Source organism: Methylobacterium sp. J-026 (assembly GCF_022829585.1).
In the GTDB taxonomy this organism is placed as follows: domain Bacteria; phylum Pseudomonadota; class Alphaproteobacteria; order Rhizobiales; family Beijerinckiaceae; genus Methylobacterium.
Genome location: NZ_JAKSYC010000162.1, coordinates 1 through 16,274, shown reverse-complemented (window position 1 = coordinate 16,274; position 16,274 = coordinate 1). Strand labels below are relative to the sequence as shown.

The 16,274-nt window shown below is 71.9% G+C and carries 16 protein-coding genes and 1 pseudogene; 7 read left to right on the top strand and 10 right to left on the bottom strand.

Features of this window, described 5'->3' with window-relative positions:
• The first annotated feature begins 56 nt into the window (after positions 1-56).
• Entirely contained in the window at positions 57-359 is a 303-nt protein-coding gene (locus MKK69_RS15240) for a hypothetical protein (protein WP_243969066.1), read from the top strand.
• A complete protein-coding gene (locus tag MKK69_RS15235) occupies positions 356-616 on the top strand; it encodes a hypothetical protein (RefSeq protein ID WP_243969064.1) in 261 nt (86 codons plus the stop codon). The genes MKK69_RS15240 and MKK69_RS15235 overlap by 4 nt, the downstream gene beginning before the upstream one ends.
• 54 nt (positions 617-670) lie before the next feature.
• Here the strand turns inward: MKK69_RS15235 and MKK69_RS15230 are convergent, their stop codons facing one another.
• The 3 genes and pseudogenes from MKK69_RS15230 to MKK69_RS15215 form a co-directional block, all read right to left on the bottom strand.
• Positions 671-1,345: an SOS response-associated peptidase gene (locus MKK69_RS15230; RefSeq protein ID WP_243969062.1), complete on the bottom strand. Its 675-nt coding sequence runs from the start codon at positions 1,343-1,345 to the stop codon at positions 671-673.
• A 113-nt stretch (positions 1,346-1,458) separates the two neighbouring features.
• Positions 1,459-2,937 (bottom strand): annotated as a pseudogene (locus MKK69_RS15220) (PAS domain-containing protein).
• 556 nt (positions 2,938-3,493) lie between these two features.
• Complete coding sequence (locus MKK69_RS15215) at positions 3,494-4,666, bottom strand: zinc-dependent alcohol dehydrogenase (RefSeq protein WP_243969058.1); 1,173 nt, start codon at positions 4,664-4,666, stop codon at positions 3,494-3,496.
• A gap of 282 nt (positions 4,667-4,948) precedes the next feature.
• Here MKK69_RS15215 and MKK69_RS15210 point away from each other — a divergent pair, with 282 nt between their 5' ends.
• On the top strand, positions 4,949-6,061 hold the full coding sequence (locus MKK69_RS15210; RefSeq protein WP_243969056.1) for an alkene reductase: 1,113 nt from the start codon (positions 4,949-4,951) through the stop codon (positions 6,059-6,061).
• Between the two features lie 172 nt (positions 6,062-6,233).
• Here MKK69_RS15210 and MKK69_RS15205 read toward each other — a convergent pair whose 3' ends face one another.
• From MKK69_RS15205 to MKK69_RS15175, 7 genes are all read right to left on the bottom strand, one after another.
• The gene (locus MKK69_RS15205) at positions 6,234-7,475 is read right to left on the bottom strand and encodes a cytochrome P450 (protein WP_243969055.1); all 1,242 of its coding nucleotides are present in this window, start codon (positions 7,473-7,475) and stop codon (positions 6,234-6,236) included.
• Positions 7,468-8,793, bottom strand: coding sequence for an NAD(P)/FAD-dependent oxidoreductase (locus MKK69_RS15200; RefSeq protein WP_243969052.1), 1,326 nt, complete (start codon positions 8,791-8,793; stop codon positions 7,468-7,470). The genes MKK69_RS15205 and MKK69_RS15200 overlap by 8 nt, the downstream gene beginning before the upstream one ends.
• Positions 8,790-9,029, bottom strand: a complete 240-nt coding sequence (locus tag MKK69_RS15195; RefSeq protein ID WP_243969050.1) for a ferredoxin — start codon at positions 9,027-9,029, stop codon at positions 8,790-8,792. The genes MKK69_RS15200 and MKK69_RS15195 overlap by 4 nt, the downstream gene beginning before the upstream one ends.
• Positions 9,026-10,354, bottom strand: a complete 1,329-nt coding sequence (locus MKK69_RS15190; protein ID WP_243969048.1) for a glycosyltransferase — start codon at positions 10,352-10,354, stop codon at positions 9,026-9,028. The genes MKK69_RS15195 and MKK69_RS15190 overlap by 4 nt, the downstream gene beginning before the upstream one ends.
• Before the next feature lie 229 nt (positions 10,355-10,583).
• Positions 10,584-11,216, bottom strand: coding sequence for a TPM domain-containing protein (locus MKK69_RS15185; RefSeq protein ID WP_243969046.1), 633 nt, complete (start codon positions 11,214-11,216; stop codon positions 10,584-10,586).
• Complete coding sequence (locus MKK69_RS15180) at positions 11,206-11,973, bottom strand: TPM domain-containing protein (RefSeq protein WP_409564818.1); 768 nt, start codon at positions 11,971-11,973, stop codon at positions 11,206-11,208. Before MKK69_RS15180 ends, MKK69_RS15185 begins: the two co-directional genes overlap by 11 nt.
• 33 nt (positions 11,974-12,006) lie before the next feature.
• Positions 12,007-12,570 carry a LemA family protein gene (locus MKK69_RS15175; protein WP_409564817.1) on the bottom strand — a complete coding sequence of 188 codons (564 nt, stop codon included), beginning with the start codon at positions 12,568-12,570 and terminating at the stop codon, positions 12,007-12,009.
• 281 nt (positions 12,571-12,851) lie between these two features.
• Between MKK69_RS15175 and MKK69_RS15170 the strand changes: the two genes are divergently transcribed.
• From MKK69_RS15170 to MKK69_RS15155, 4 genes are all read left to right on the top strand, one after another.
• Positions 12,852-13,226: a hypothetical protein gene (locus tag MKK69_RS15170; protein ID WP_243969042.1), complete on the top strand. Its 375-nt coding sequence runs from the start codon at positions 12,852-12,854 to the stop codon at positions 13,224-13,226.
• Between the two features lie 25 nt (positions 13,227-13,251).
• A complete protein-coding gene (locus MKK69_RS15165) occupies positions 13,252-14,199 on the top strand; it encodes a LysR substrate-binding domain-containing protein (protein WP_243969040.1) in 948 nt (315 codons plus the stop codon).
• Positions 14,200-14,266: 67 nt separating this feature from the next.
• A complete protein-coding gene (locus MKK69_RS15160) occupies positions 14,267-15,460 on the top strand; it encodes a CaiB/BaiF CoA transferase family protein (protein ID WP_243969038.1) in 1,194 nt (397 codons plus the stop codon).
• Positions 15,457-16,274 (top strand): hydroxymethylglutaryl-CoA lyase (locus MKK69_RS15155; RefSeq protein WP_243969036.1); only part of this gene is annotated, 818 nt, incomplete at its 3' end. The genes MKK69_RS15160 and MKK69_RS15155, both read left to right, overlap by 4 nt.

The following is a 16,274-nucleotide window of genomic DNA, read 5'->3' as shown; positions in this document are numbered from 1 at the left end:
AAACCCGGTTAACGTCGGGTATACGGGGTCTCCCACCGGCCGTGAGAGGGTCGCACATGCGCGCATCGAGGGTGCTTGAGACGACGAGCGGGCAGCCGGGCGCCCCGCTCGCCCGCGATGCGGCGGTGCTCGGCGCCGGCGCCGTCGGGGCCGGGGCGGTGGGCGCCTCGGCGATCGGCGCGCTGGCCCTCGGGGTGGTGGCCTTCGGCGCGGTGGCGCTCGGGGCCTTCGCCATCGGCCGTCTCTCCGTGGGCCGCGCCCGGATCGGCGCCCTGGAGGTCGGGTCGCTGGAGATCGACAGGCTCACGGTCCGGTCGCTGCGCCTGCCGGAGCGGGATCGCGGAGGGGAGCCGCTATGACCGAGACGAAGCCGCCCTTCCGCCCCGCCGACGCGGTGGACATCCTCGGCGAGGTGGAGGGCGATTTCGTCCTGCCGCTCTGCCTGCCCCAGCCCAACCTGCTGATCGGCGAGGATCTCGCCGTGGTCGTGCTCGACACGATCCACGGCCAGCGGGTCGGCCTGCCCCTCAGTCCACAGGGCGCGGCGGACCTCCACACGGTGCTGGGCGAGGCCATCCGCCTGCTGCAGGGACGGCACGGCGACCCGGTTCAGTGACGGCCGCGGCCGCGACGGGCCGTGCGGGCGGGTGAGGGCCGGGCCGACCGCGGTTCAGGGCGCGTCCTCCGCCTCCGGGTCAGGCCCGTCCGACCGCGCCCCCCGGGACACCTCGTGCAACTCCGGATCCGGCAGCGGGCGCTGCAGGCGGAGCGCCTCCGCGGCCGGCGCTTCGAGCCAGGTCGCCCATTCCTCCGGTGTCGTGAGCAGGACCGGCATCGCCTTGGGATGAACCGGTCCGACGACGCCGTTGGCCTCCGTGGTCAGGAAGGCGAACAGCGTGTGCTCCGCCTCGACCCGGTCCGGGTTCTCGCGCTTCGTCCCCCGGATGCCGGTCCAGGGCCGCCAGATCCCCGCGAAGGCGAAGAGCGGCCGGTCCGCCCCGAGGGCGAACCAGACCGGCGTCTTACGCGGCTTGGTGTCGGCATATTCGCTGAAGGCGGTGGCCGGCACGAGGCAGCGATGGCCGACCCCCAGCCAGGGCCGCCAATGCGGGCTCCCGACGTTGCGGACGTTGGTGACCAGGGGCTCGCCGAACGCCTTCGGACCGGGCATGCCCCAGCGCAGCATCGCGAGGGTCCGTCCGGCCTCGCCGGTCCGGACGACCGGCGCCATCTGGTCGGGGAAGATCGCCGGCAGCGGCGGCAGGTTACCGGTGCGGTCCTGCGCGATTCCGAGGGCGCGGCGCAGCGCCGCCGGTCCGGTGCGCAGGCTGTAGAGATTGCACATGGCGCGTCCCGCCGGTCCGGACCGCGGCCCGGCCTTGGCCGCGCCCGGAATCCCGCGCCCTTGTCGGCGCGGGGCGCGGGTCCGTCAACGGTGCGCCGCGCCCGCGCGTCCGGTTACGCCAGGCTCTGGGCGGCGGTGCGCAGCTTCTGCGTGGCCTGGTCCGCCTCCCGGGCCGAATGGGCGATGGCGCCGAGGCCGCTGGCGATCGCGCCGACCCCCTGCGCGGCCGTCTGCATGTTCGCCGACATCGCGCGCGTGACCGCGGATTGCTCCTCGACGGCCGATGAAATCGCCCCCGCGACCGCGTTCAGCCGCACGATCGTGGCCTGGATCGTGCCGATCGCCGTCACGGCCTCCCGGGTGGCCTCCTGGGTCCCGGCGACCTGGGTCCCGATCTGCTCGGTCGCCCGGGCCGTCTGGTCGGCCAGGGCCTTGACCTCCGCGGCGACCACCGCGAAGCCCCGTCCCGCATCCCCCGCGCGGGCGGCCTCGATGGTGGCGTTGAGGGCCAGGAGGTTCGTCTGCGCCGCGATGCTCTGGATCAGCGCCAGGACCTCGCCGATCTGCGTGGCCGCCGCGCTGAGGCCGCCGATGATCGTCTGCGTGTTCCTGGCCTAATCGACGGCCCGGCCGGAGATCTCGGACGCCTGCGCCACCTGGCTGCTGATCTCGGTGACCGAGGTGGCGAGCTGCTCGGCCCCGGACGCGACCGCCTGGATCTCGCTGCCGACCTCCGTCGCGGCGCCTGCCGCCTGTCCGGCCTGCTGCGAGACGTTCGCCGAGGCCTCCGCGATGGCGTTCAGGTCGCGGGCGATGACACCCTGCAACTCGGCGCGGCGGTCGCGGTCTTGCGCCAGGGCGGTGACGTCGGTGGCGAACTTGACGATCTTGAGGAGGCGTCCGTCCCGGTCGAAGATCGGATTGTACGAGCCCTGGATGTGGACGATGTGCCCGTCCTTGGCGACGCGCCGGAACTCGGCCAGCTCGTAGTGGCCGCTGGCCAGACGGCTCCAGAAGGTCCGGTAGGCGGCACCGTCGCGCTCGGTCGCCTCGATGAACAGGCTGTGGCGGTGACCCACGATCTCCTCCAGCCGGTAGCCCATCACGGTGAGGAAGTTGTCGTTCGCGGTGAGGATCGTCCCGTCGACCCCGAACTCGATCACGGCCTGCGACCGGTTGATGGCGTTGATCTGACCCTCGTAGGCGATCGTGCGTATCACCTGCTCGGTGACGTCGCTGGCGAACTTGACGATCCGGACCGGCTTGCCACCGCGGCCGAGGACCGGGTTGTAGGTGGCCTGCAGCCAGACCTCGCGGCCGTCCTTCCCGATACGCTTGAACGCGCCCGCCTGGAACACGCCGCCCCGCAGCGCCGACCAGAACTCCCGATACGCCGCGCTGTCGCGATAGGTCGGATCGACCAGGCGCTCGTGCTTCTGGCCGCGGATCTCCTCGATCCGGTAGTTGAGCGCGTCGCAGAAGTTCTTGTTGGCCGTCAGGATCGTCCCGTCGACCCCGAACTCGATCACGGCCTGAGACCGGTCCAAGGCGTCGAGCTTCGAGGCCGTCCACCGATCAGAAAAAATCGCCATTTGACAGTGCGCTCCCCCGCTTGGTGGCTGTCGCTTGCTTGCCGAATGTCTACGAACCAGACGGAACGGCTGCCCTCTTACGTCGTTTTTGTTCTTCTGGGTACAAGATTTTCTGTCGATTTTGTTCGCTTTTAAATAGATCGCGGGCGATTGACTGCGGAAAATGAAGGCGTTGTTTTACTTATTATTTGAATTCGAGGAGGGTTTCCTCATTTTAGAACTGCAAAGCTGTCTATATAATTTGTAACGGCTGGTTAAAGTGTCCGGTGGGCTGGGGCCTGTCTTCGAACACCGGAGATCAGATCTGTGCCGATTGCAGATCGGGGATCGCTGCGGCCCACCGATCGGATCGCGACCGGACGCGCCCGGGCCGGCACTCTCAGGGCGATGCCGCTGGGTCTCGCGCGTCGCGGAAAAGGGGTGCAACCGCTGTCCCGCGCCCATGTGCCGGGGCCGGTGATCCGCCGCCCGGCGCGCACCCGCAGGGGGACACGCGACGGAACGCGGACCGACGGCCGTTCCCGGTCGCGATGCGATCGGGAACGGCATCGGCGCCTCAGAGGTGGAACACGACCTTCACGCAGCCATCCGTCTTGTCCCGGAAGGCCTTGTAGAGGTCCGGCCCGTCGGCGAGGTCGTGGGAGCGGTGGGTGATCAGGCTGGTCATGTCGATCTTGCCCTCCTGGATCAGCTTGGTCAGCGGCTCGAGGTAGCGCTTCACGTGGGTCTGGCCGCTCTTCAGGGTCAGGCCCTTCTGCACGATCGAGCCCATGTTGACCGGGATCGGGCCGCCGTAGACGCCCGGCACCGAGACGATCCCGCAGGGCCGGACCGCCTTGATCGCGTCGGCGAGGGCATAGGGCCGCTCGGTGGCGGTCAGCGTCTCCTGGACGGCGGAGAGCATGCCGGTGAGGCCGCCATGGCCGCCGCTCGCCTCCATGCCGACGCAGTCGATCACGCCGTCGGCGCCCTGGCCCTTGGTGATCTCCTTGATGCGCTCGAACACGTCCTCGTTCATGAAGTCGATGATGTCGGTGGCCCCGGCCTTCCGGGCCAGCGCGAGGCGCTCCGGCACCGTGTCGATGGCGATGATGCGCTCGGCCCCCATGATCTTGGCCGACTGGATCGCGAACAGGCCGACCGGCCCCGCACCCCAGATCGCGATGGTCTCGCCGCCCTGGATCTCGCAATGCTCGGCGCCCTGCCAGCCGGTGGGCAGGATGTCGGTGAGGAACAGGACCGACTCGTCGTCCATGCCGTCCGGCACCTTCATCGGTGCCACGTCGGCCATGGGCACGCGCACATACTCGGCCTGGCCGCCCGCATAGCCGCCGGTGAGGTGCGAGTAGCCGAACAGCCCGGCCGTCGTGTAGCCGAACTGCGCCGCGGCCATCTCGGCGTTGCGGTTCGAGCGCTCGCACACTGAGAAGTTGCCGAGCTTGCACTGCCGGCATTCGCCACAGTTGATGTTGAACGGCACGACGATCCGGTCGCCCTTCTTGAACTTGGTGAAGCCCTGACCGACCTCGACGACCTCGCCCATGAATTCATGGCCGAGCACGTCGCCGCTCTTCATGGTCGGCATGAGCCCGTCCATCAGGTGGAGGTCGGAGCCGCAGATCGCGCAGCTCGTGACCTTGATGATCACGTCGCGGGGATCCTCGATGACCGGATCCGGGACCGTGTCGCAGCGGATGTCGTTTCGGCCGTGCCAGCACAGTGCCTTCATGGCGAGGAGCTCCAGATGGGATCGGGGTGAGGGCCGCGCGCGGCCGTCTCGGAGGGTAAGCCCCGTCTGGTACGGCCAAGTTCCGGTGCAGCGGCGCTTCGTCCCGATGCGGGCCGGCACGCCGCAGCCGCGCGCCCAGGCGGAACCCGCACCCGGTCCTCACCGGTTGTCAGCCTGGCGGCAGGGTTCTCCGTCCCTTCGTCAGAATGCGGGGCGGTCCCTGTGCCGTCCTCGGGCGCGCGCGCCGCCGCCCATATCGCCGAGCCCTTTTTGCGAGTCCCTATGCCGAACAGCCCGATCCTCCAGCCCGTCACCATCGGTGGCCTGAGCCTCAAGAACCGCGTCGTGATGGCGCCTCTGACCCGCAGCCGCTCGAACGACGACGGTGTGCCCCCGGACTTCGCCGCCGATTATTACGGCCAGCGGGCGAGCGCCGGCCTGATCATCGCGGAGGCGACCAACATCTCGCCCCAGGCCGTGGGCTACGCGTACACGCCGGGGATCTGGTCCGACGCGCAGGTCGAGAGCTGGTCGCGGATCGTCCGGACCATCCACGCGAATGACGGGCTGATCTTCCTCCAGCTCTGGCATACGGGGCGGATCTCGCATCCCGATCTGCAGCCGGGCGGGAAGCCCCCGGTCTCGGCCTCGGCGATCCGGCCGGAGGGAACCGCCTTCACCCGCGAGGGCATGAAACCCCACGTGACGCCGCGCGCCCTCGAGACCGACGAGATCCCGGGCATCGTGGCGGATTACCGCCGGGCGGCCGAGAACGCCAAACGGGCCGGGTTCGACGGCGTCGAGATCCACTCGGCCAACAATTACCTCTTGGAGCAGTTCGTCCGCGATTCGACCAACCGGCGGACCGACCGCTACGGCGGCTCCATCGAGAACCGCCTGCGCTTCCCGCTGGAAGTCGTCCAGGCGGTGACCGAGGTCTGGGGCGGGGGCGACCGTGTCGGCATCCGGATCTCGCCCGCCACGACCCAGCCCGGTGAGACGCCGCTCGATTCCGATCCGAACGCCACCTACGGGGCCTATATCGACGCGCTCAACGGGTTCGGGCTCCTCTACGTCCACGCGATCGAGGGCGTGACGCAGCAGACGCGCGACGCGCCCGAGGGCGTCGACCTCGCGGCCCTGCGCCGGCGGTTCAAGGGCGCCTATATCGGCAACAACGGGCTGACCCTCGATCTCGCCGAGAAGGAGTTGGCCGCCGGCCGGGCCGATCTGTTCAGCTTCGGCCGTTCCTACCTCGCCAATCCCGATCTCGTGGCGCGGTTCGCCACCGGCGCCCCCATCGCCGAGGCGCCGAAGGCCTATTGGTACGGCGGTGGGGCCAACGGCTATTCCGATTGGCCGGGCATGAACGGGCCGGTGCCAGTGCGGCGCTGAACGCGCCGTACGCGGCGGTGAGGGTCATGGTTTACAGATGTTTCACGTGAAACCGTGGTCCTCACCAAATCTTCACGCCTGATCGGGCCCGGCCCGGTGTCCGCGCGCGCATCCGTCAGCGTCGTGTGACCATCATAGCCCACAGGGGCACGACCGCGCGCCGGCCGCCGGCTCAGGCGATCCCGTCGATGCCGATATGCAGCTGCTCGGGTCCCCGCAGGGAGGCGCCGGGGCGGTAGGGCGGCGGATCGTGCATCAGCCGCGGGGCGACGAGGCGGCGGCTCAGGGCCACCAGGGCGATCTCCGCCTCGATCCGGGCGAGGGGCGCGCCGACGCAATAATGCAGGCCGCCGCCGAAGCCGAAATGCTCGAGGTCCGGGCGGTCGGGATCGAAGCGGTCGGGGGCGTCGAAGCGGGCCGGATCGCGGTTGCCGGCGGCGAAGAGCAGGATGATCGGCGCACCCTTCGGGATGGTCTCGCCCGCCAGCGTGATCGCGCCGAGGGCCTTGCGGGTCCGGAAATGCACCGGCGGCTCGAAGCGCAGCACCTCCTCGATCAGCCGCGGGGCGCGCTCGGGATCGGCGCGCAGCCGCGCCAGCTCCTCCGGATGGCGGAGCAGGGTCAGCATGGCGTTGGTGATCAGGTTCACGGTGGTCTCGTGGCCCGCGACCAGCAGCAGGATTGCGGTGGCGATCAGGTCGAAGTCGCTCATCTGCTTCCGTCCGCCCGGTCCGGGGGCGGCCAGCCCACTCAGCATGTCGCCCGTAGGGCAGCGGCGCTTCTCCCGGATGAGGCCGCGCATGTAATCCGAGATCGCGTCGAAGGCCGCCACCGTGTGCCGGCGGGTCTCGACGTCGCCGCGGGCATCGGGCTCCAGGGCCGTGGCGAGCTGCGTCGCCCAGGTCTGGAACTGCGGCTCGTCGGATTCCGGCACCCCGAGCAAGTCGCAGATCACCGAGACGGGCAGCGGATAGGACAGGTCGTCCACGAGACAGATCCGCTCGCGCCCCCGGCAGGCGTCGAGGAGCGCGTCCACCTCCCGGACCACGCGCGGGCGCAGGGCCTGGACCCGCGGAATGGTGAATTCCCGCATCACCGCCGCGCGCAGGGCGTCATGGTCCGGCGGATCGCGGAAGATCAGGGGCCGGTGCGCGCTGGCGATCCGGCTGCGGATCGGATTGAGGATCCAGTCGCGGATCGGATTGCCGGTGGGCGGGCGCCGGAACGGCGGCAGATCCTCGGAACTCAGCCGCGGATCGAAGATCAGGGCGCGGATCGCCGCGTGGCCGCTCACCACGTAGCTGCCGTCGCGCTGGCGGGCGACCGGCCGCTCCCGCAGACGGGCGTAGAGCGGATAGGGATCGGCCCGGTTGGCCGGGTCCGTCACGGCGGCGAACAGGGCGTCGTCAGGCATGGGCGGTCTCGGCCGGGGACGGTGCCGGGGCCGCCCGGCGCGGCGGCGGGAATCCGGGATCGGCCCGGGCGATGCGGGGCTGGTCGGTGGCGTCGGTGATCGGCGGGACGGGGCTGCCCGTCAGGATCGCCTCGGCGTAGGCGGGCAGCCACCGGGCCTGATCGAAGGACACGGCCGCGATGCTGCGCCCGCCCCGGCCGTAGACGGCGAGGAACCGCCGCGCGGCGAGCGAGCCCTGCACCACGGCCACGGTGTCCGCCCCCGCGGTCAGGCCGACCAGCTTGATGTTGATCCCGAACTGGCTCGACCAGAAGGCCGGCAGGTGCGCGTAGGGACGCTGGTCCCCGGGACCGGCCAGCATGTTGCGCGCGGCGTGGCTGGCCTGCGCGACGGCGTTGCCCCAATGCTCCACCGAGACCAGCCGGTCGCCGTAGAGCGGGATCGGCCAGCGGGCGGCATCGCCGGCCGCGTAGATGTCCGGGCAGGGCGTGCCGTCGGCGTCGCGGGCGCGGCAGGCCCCGTCGCAGGTGAGCCCTCCGGGATCGGCCATCAGCCCGGCGCCCCGGAGCCAGCCGGTCGCGCGGGTCGCCCCGAGGGCCGCGATGACGAGATCGGCCTCGATGGCGCTGCCATCCGCCAACCGGGCGCGGACGACCCGGCCCGACGCGTCGCCCTCGAAGGCCCGGACCTGCGTGCCGGGGCGGAACACGGCGCCCGCGTCGCGCAGGCGATCGGCGATCACGCCGCCGACAACAGTGCCGAGGGCGTTGGCCAGGGGCGTCGGATGGGGATCGACCAGGGTGACCGGGAGGCCGAGGTCGCGCAGGCACGAGGTCGCCTCGCACCCGATCAGCCCGCCGCCGACGACGAGCACCCGCCGCGGGCCGGCGACCAGGGCCGCCCGCAGGGCGCGGGCGTCGTCGCGGCCGCGCAGGGTGTGGATGCCGGTCAGGCCGCCCCCGGTCGCGGCCGGCCAGGGCCGGGCCTCGGCGCCGGTGGCCACGAGGAGCTTGTCGTAGGCCAGCACCGCACCATCGGCGAGGCGGACCGTGCGGGCCGCCCGGTCGAGGGCCACGGCCGTATTCCCGAGCCGCCAGCGGGCCCGGAGGGCGGTCAACTCCGGCAGGCGGGTCGCGCCCGCATCCAGCGCCCCGGCCAGCACGTGCTTCGACAGGGGCGGGCGGTCGTAGGGCCGGTGGGGCTCCGCGCCGACGAGGGTGAGCGGCCCGTCATAGCCGCCCCGCCGCAGGGCCTCCGCCCCGCGCAGGCCCGCCAGGGAGGCGCCCACCACGACGATGCCGGCGGGCTCTGGGCTCACGGCGCGTCTCCGTCATCCGGGCCGGCCTGGAGGCTGATGGCGCGGACCGGGCAGGCCTGGACCGCCCGCTCGATCGCGCCGCGCCGTTCGGCCGGCGGGGCGGGATCATAGAACAGGATCTCGTGGCCGTGGAGGCTGAAGGCCTCGGGGGCCGCGTAGCAGCACTGGGCGTAGCCCTGGCAGCGGTTGAGATCGACGACGACGCGCAGCGCCTCCGGTTCGGCGGGGGAAGTCATGCCGACCGCGCCAGCGGCACCGCGACGCCGGTCCGGCCGCCGCGGACCGGCCCGGAGCGGCCGAGGTCGTCCACCGCCGTCAGGATGCCCGCCATGGCGTCCCGGGTCGCGAAGGCCGCCTGCAGGGCGCCGGCGCGCTGCTGGAATCGGGGCTCGGCGAGCACTCGGCCGACCGCGTCCCGCACCGCGTCCGGGCTCGGCGCGTTGGTGGCGAGGTTGAGGCCGACCCCGGACCAGCCGACCCGGGCGTTCACCTCCGCCTTGTCCTCGGTCAGCCCCGCGGACACGATCGGCACGCCGGCGGCCAGCGCCTGCGAGACGCTGCCGTAGCCGCCATTGGTCACGAGCACGCTCACCCGCGGCAGCAGATCCCGGAACGGCAGGAAGCGCGAGACCCGCGTGTTGGCCGGGATCGGCCCGCGCAGGGTCTCGATGGGTCGTCCGCCGGTGGTGGCCAGGACGAGGAGATCGTCCCGGTCGGCCAGGGCCGCGAGGGTTGGCTCGATGAGCTCGCCGAAATCCGCGTTGGCCAGCGTCCCCTGGGTCACCAGAACGACGGGTTTGGCCGCGGCGTTCGCCGCCTCCAGCTCCGGCCACCATTCCGGCAGCGGCGCGGGCGGGGCGGGCGGCTGCAGCAGCCCGATGAAGCGCAGACCCGGCGGCAGCGCACCGTAATCGTACTCGAAGCCCGGCACGGTGGGCTGGAGGAACAGGTCGGGCAGCACAACGATGGAATGGGGCAGCGAGGCGGGCAGCGGCGGCAGGCCGAGCCGCGCGAGCTGGCCGTCCGTGTAGGCGCGCACCGGGTTGGCGAAGGCCGCGTCCATCCCGGCCTTCAGGGCGGCGTAGCGGACCTGCTCGGCCTGGTCCCGGGCGGGGGGCAGGCCGAGGCCGACCGGGGCGTGGTCGGGCCGCTCCAGGAACAGGAAGCTGATATTGACGGTCACGATCGGCGGCCGGGGCGCCGTGTCGAGGAGCAGCGGCAGCACGCCGAGGAACATGCTGCCGGCCACGATCACGTCCGGCGCCTCGTCGGCGATCAGGCGGCGCAGCACCGCCGCCTGCCCGGGCATCGGATCGATGAAGCGGCGCTCGAATTCGCGCCGGTAACGCTCCGGACCGGCCGGCAGCGTGGTCTCCCGGAACGTGGCCGCGCCGTCATCCGCGTAGGCCGTGAAGCGCAGGCCCGCCGCCTCGACCTTCCCGCGGAAGGCTTCGTCGGTCAGCACCACAACATCGTCGCCGCGCGCCGCGACGGTGCGGCCGATGGCAAGCAGCGGATTCAGGTGGCCGGTGAGCGGCGTCGCGGCGATCAGGATCTTCATCGGGCTCTCCTCGAGCGCGGCCAGCCTTGCCGGCAGCGCTCTCTGTCGGGTCTCGGCGCCCCTGCGGGCACGAAGCCTCGAAGGGGAAATCGCCCGTGGTCTCACGTGGTTACGGCGCCGGAAACATTTTGTGCGGCGGCGCACAAAAGCGCGGCCGTCCCCCGGTGTCGCCGTGTCCCGCGGCCGGCCGCCACGGACCGTCGATGGCGCGAGCGCCGGCTGCGGCGCCTCAGGCGACCACGATCACCCGGTTCGGCAACTCGTCCGGATCGTCGGGACCGGCCGGCAGATGCGCCTCCAGGCAGGCCCCGATGGCCGCGATCGCCGCGGTCAGGGCGGCCTCGGTCGCGCCCTGGCCGAGGGCTCGGGTGAGATCGGCCAGGATGCCATCCCAGGTGGCCTGCGGGACGTGCCGGAGCACGCCCAGATCGGTGACGATCTCCGCGTGCCGCTCGGCCAGCGACAGGTAGAGCAGCACACCGGTGCGGGATCGGGTGCGGTTCAGGCCCCGGGACCGGAAGGCCCGGCGCGCCGCCTCCCGGGCGCGGTCGCCGCGCAGGCGGCGCGGCACCAGGGCGAGCCGCAGCCGCGCGTTCAGGCTCGCCAGGAGAACCGCGGCCACGAGGGCCGCCTGCGCCAGGCAGAGGGAGACCGCGCTCCATTCCGTCAGTGCGATCAGCGGCCAGGGCAGGATCAGGGCCGCCACCAGGGTCGCCAGCAGGACGAGGGAGCGATAGGCGCCCGCCCGGGCGACCACCATCACGACGATCTCGCCGGACGTGCCGGCCTCGGCCCGCGCCACGGCCCGGGCGAGGCGGGCCTGCACCTCCGGCGTCAGCGCATCCGCGGGGCTACCAGTCACCGGAGGCTCCCCCGCCGCCCGACGAGCCGCCCCCGCCGGAGAAGCCGTCATCGACACCGCCCGACCCGCCGCCGTCCGAGAAGCCGCCGCCCCACCCGCCCGAGCCGGTCGGGATCACCACCACGCCGCCGCGGCCGGCCCGTCCGGCGATCCGGGTCATGCGCCAGGCGGCCACCACCACGATCAGGAGCAGCAGGATGAAGATCCCGACCTGCACGGGATCGACCTCGTCGGCGCGCACCTCCGGCTTGCGCTGCCACTCCTCGGCGTCCCCCGCCAGGATCGACAGGATCCCGTCGACGCCCGCGTCGAGGCCGCCGAAGTAATCGTCGGTCTTGAAGCGCGGCGTGATCGCGCCGGCGATGATCGTCCGGGACAGGGCGTCGGTGAGTGCGCCTTCGAGGCCGTAGCCGACCTCGATGCGGACCTTGCGCTCCTTCGGGGCCACCAGGAGCAGGACGCCGTTGTTGGTCTTGGCCTGCCCGAGCTTCCAGTCCCGGAACAGGCGGTTGGCGTAATCCTCGATCGTCGTGCCCTGGAGGCTCGGCACGGTCGCGACCACGACCTGGTCCGAGGTCCTGTCCGCATGCGCCTTCAGCTTGGCGTCGAGGGCCTGGCGCTGGTCCGGCGTGAGGATGCCGGCCGCGTCGACCACGCGGCCGGTGAGCGGCGGAAAGGTCAGGTCGGCCGCCAGCGCCCCGACCGCATAGACCGCCAGGCAGGCGGCGATGACGGCGAGCGCGAGGGCGAGCCGCACCCGCGTCGGGATGCCTTGGCCCACGGGCGGTCCCTAGAACTTCACGTTCGGCGGCCGGTCGGCGTTGGGCGTGGCCGTGAAGGTCTCCATCGGCTTGGCGTCCGGATAGAGGATGGCCGCGATCCAGCGGCCGGGAATCGTGCGCACCTCGGTGTTGTAGGCCTGGACGGCGGTGATGTAGTCGCGCCGGGCCACCGCGATGCGGTTCTCGGTGCCCTCAAGCTGCGATTGCAGGGCCAGGAAGTTCTGGTTCGATTTCAGGTCGGGATAGCGCTCCACGGTCACGAGCAGCCGCCCCAGCGCGCCGGACAGCTGGTTCTGCGCGTCCTGGTAGTCCTTGAACTTCTGCGGGTCGCTGACCGTGGCGGCGTCGACCTTCACGCTCGACGCCTTGGCGCGCGCCTCGGTGACGCCGATCAGCACGTCCTTCTCCTGCTGGGCGTAGCCCTTCACGGTCTCGACGAGGTTGGGGATCAGGTCGGCCCGGCGCTGGTACTGGTTCTGCACCTCGCTCCAGGCGGATTTCGCCTGCTCCTGGAGGGTCGGCACTTGGTTGACCGCGCCGCAGCCGGACAGGCCGGCGGCCACCAGCAGCATCGCGACCACGCCGAGGAGGCGCGCCGCCGAGGAGGGCTGGCGCAGCGCGCCGGCCAAGGATGTCGTCGTCATTCCGTCCCCCGTTCGCCGGGCGAATCCCGGCCCGTCGATCACGGAATCGACAGATACCGATTCGAACCGCCGAGTCGAACCGCCGAGTCGATCCGCCAAGGTAAGCCCCACCCCCGCCCGCCTTGAAGGACGGCGGCGCCGGCCGGTAAGGGCAACGGAGGGCGCCGGAACACGTTGGCGACGTCGGAGCGGTGCCGCGGAGACCGGGCATGGATGCAGAACTCGCCGACCACGTCAGGGCCGCCAGCGCGGCCGCCCGGCGCCACGCCCTGGCCTTCCGGGCCCCGGCCGGCAAGGACGCGCTGCCCTGGTCGGTCATCGAGGCCTACGACGCCCGGGTCCGCAGCCATGTCGAGCGCGACCCGCGGATCGAGGACGAGCGCGACCGGGTGCTGATCGCCGCCGTGAAGCTCGCCGAGACCCCGGTCGAGGAGGGGGAGGACACCATCGCGTCGGCGCGCACCCATCTCGTCGACGCGATCGCCTATCTGGAGCAGGCGGTGCTGCGCTTCGGCCGGGTCAACCGGCAGGGCGCGAAGCTCGGCCACGGCCATTACGGCCAGCCGGTCGGATCGCGGGACTGACCGCCTCGGTTTCGGGGGAGACCGGATGTCCGCCGACCTGCCCGCCGCCGCGGTCCTGAGCCGCCTCGACCTCAAGACGCTGCGCCTGTTCGCGGCGATCTGCGCGGAGGGCACGCTCAACGGCGCGGCCAGGCGGGCGGCCATCGCCCCCTCGGCGGTGAGCAAGCGGCTCGCCGAGCTGGAGCACGCCCTCGGCTGCGCGCTGCTCACCCGGGAGCCCCGGGGCATGCGCCTGACGCCGGCGGGCGAGACGCTGCTCCACCATACCCGCCGGATGCTGGCGAGTGCCGAGCAGATCGCCCTGGAACTCGCCGAGCATGCCAGAGGCGTGCGCGGCTTCGTGCGGGTGCTGGCCAACCTCTCGGCCATCGTGGAATTCCTGCCCGAGGATCTCCGGGCCTTCCTGGCCGCCCAGGGCGGGATCCGGGTCGACCTGGAGGAGCGCCCGAGCGGCGGCGTGGTGGCGGGGGTCGAGGAGGGGCTCGCCGATCTCGGCATCTGCGCGGGCGGGACGGACACGCGCACGCTCGCCGTCTGTCCGTACCGGACCGACCGCCTCGTCCTGGTGATGCCGGAGGGCCATCCCCTGAGCGCGCGCGGCGCCGTCGCCCTGGCCGACACCCTGGACTACGACCATGTCGGGCTGCACGCCGAGAGCTCGATCTACGCTGCCCTGCGCGACGAGGCCCGGCGCCTCGGCCGGCCGCTCCGCCTGCGGATGCACGTGCCGAGCTTCGACGCGATCTGCCGGATGGCGCAGGTCGGGCTGGGGCTCGGTACCGTGCCGGAGCCCGTCTACGCCCTGCTAGGACCGTCGATGCGCCTCGCCGCGGTGCCGCTCACCGACCCCTGGGCGCAGCGCACGCTGAGCCTCGTCGTCCGCCCCGGCTTCCTGCCCCCGGCCGCCGCCCTCCTGCGCGACCACCTGCGCGCCGCCGCGGCCCAGCGTTCTCCGCCGGAGAACGCACGGTGATGGATGGCGTTTGGACTTCCACCCGGGGGCGATAGTATTCATCGGTCAACAAAACAGGGAGGAGCGCATGTCCGGTCCGCTGAGCGGCATCCGTGTTCTCGAACTCGGTCAGCTCATCGCCGCGCCGTTCGCGACGCGCCTGATGGCCGAGTTCGGCGCCGAGGTGATCAAGGTCGAGCCCCCGGGCGAGGGCGACCCCCTGCGCAAGTGGCGCAAGATGCACGAGGGCACCTCGCTCTGGTGGTACCTGCAGTCGCGCAACAAGAAATCGATCGCCGTCAATCTGAAGTCGCCCGAAGGCCTCGACATCGTCAAGCAGCTCGCCCGGAGCGCCGACGTGGTGGTCGAGAACTTCCGCCCCGGCGGGCTGGAGAAGCTCGGGCTGGGCTGGGACGTGCTCTCGGCCCTCAACCCGAACCTCGTGATGGTCCGGATCTCGGGCTACGGCCAGACCGGCCCGTACCGCGACCGCCCGGGCTTCGGCGCCATCGGCGAATCGATGGGCGGCATCCGCTTCACCACCGGCAGCCCGGATTCGCCCCCGGCGCGGGTCGGGGTCAGCATCGGCGACACCCTCGCCTCGCTCCACGGGGTGATCGGCGCCCTGATGGCGCTCCTGCGGGTCAAGACCGGCCAGGGCGCCGGCCAGGTCATCGACGTCTCCCTCGTCGAGAGCGTGTTCAACGTGATGGAGAGCCTCGTCCCGGAATACGATCTGCTGGGCGAGGTCCGCACCCGCACCGGCGGGGCGCTGCCGGGCATCACCCCGTCGAACACCTATCCCACCCGGGACGGCGGCTACGTGGTCATCGCCGGCAACAGCGACCCAATCTTCCGCCGCCTGATGACGGCGATCGGCCAGCCCGACCTCGCCGAGGATCCTGGCCTGCGCAACAACGATGGCCGCTCCAAGCAATCCGCCATGCTGGACGGCGTCATTGCCGACTGGTCGAAGACCAAGACCGTCGAGGAGGCGCTCGCGGCCCTCGATTCCGCCGACGTGCCGGCGGGCCGGATCTACTCGGTGGCCGACATCGTGGCCGACCCGCACTACCAGGCCCGCGACATGATCCTCCAGGCCGAGCTGCCCGGCGGGACCGCGGTGAAGATGCCCGGCATCGTGCCGAAGCTGTCCGACACCCCCGGCGAAATCCGCTGGCAGGGCCCGGCGCTCGGCGCCCACACGGACGCGGTTCTGTCCGAACTCGGCCTCGACCCGGAGCGGATCGCCGCCCTGCGCGCGAAGGGAGCCGTGGCATGAGCGCCCCGACCCGCACCCCGACGAGCGACACGCTGATCGTCCAGGAGGTCGCCACCCGCGACGGCTTCCAGATCGAAGCCGCCTTCGTGCCGACGGAGGAGAAGATCCGTCTGATCGACGCCCTGGCGCAGACCGGCTTCACCCGGATCGAGGTCTCCTCTTTCGTCTCGCCGAAGGCCGTGCCGGCGCTCGCAGACGCCGCCGAGGTCTTCGCCGGGATCCGGCGCCGGCCCGGGACGGTCTACGTCGCCCTGGTGCCGAACCCGAAGGGCGCCGAGCGGGCGCTCGCCGCCAAGGTCGACGAGGTCAACCTCGTGGCCTCGGTGAGCGAGACCCACAACCGCGCCAATATGGGCATGAGCCCGGCCGATTCGATTGCCGGCTTCGCGCGGATCATGGAGGCGGTGCACGGCGCGCCGGTCAGCACCAACGCCACCGTGGCCACCGCCTTCGGCTGCCCGTTCGAGGGCGACCAGCCCGCCGACAAGGTCCTGGCTCAGGTGGAGCGCTACCTGTCGCTCGGCGTCGACGGGGTGACGCTCGCCGACACCACCGGCATGGCCAATCCCCGGCAGGTGGAACGGCTGGTCGCCCGGGTGCTACCGCTGGTCGGGTCCGGGCGCCTGACGCTCCACTTCCACAACACGCGCGGCCTCGGCCTCGCCAACGTGCTGGCCGCCTACGAGGCCGGCGCCCGGCGGTTCGACGCGGCGCTCGGCGGCCTCGGCGGCTGCCCGTTCGCCCCCGGCGCCACCGGCAACATTTGCACCGAGGATCTGGTCAACATGGCCCACGAGATGGGCGTGCCGACCGG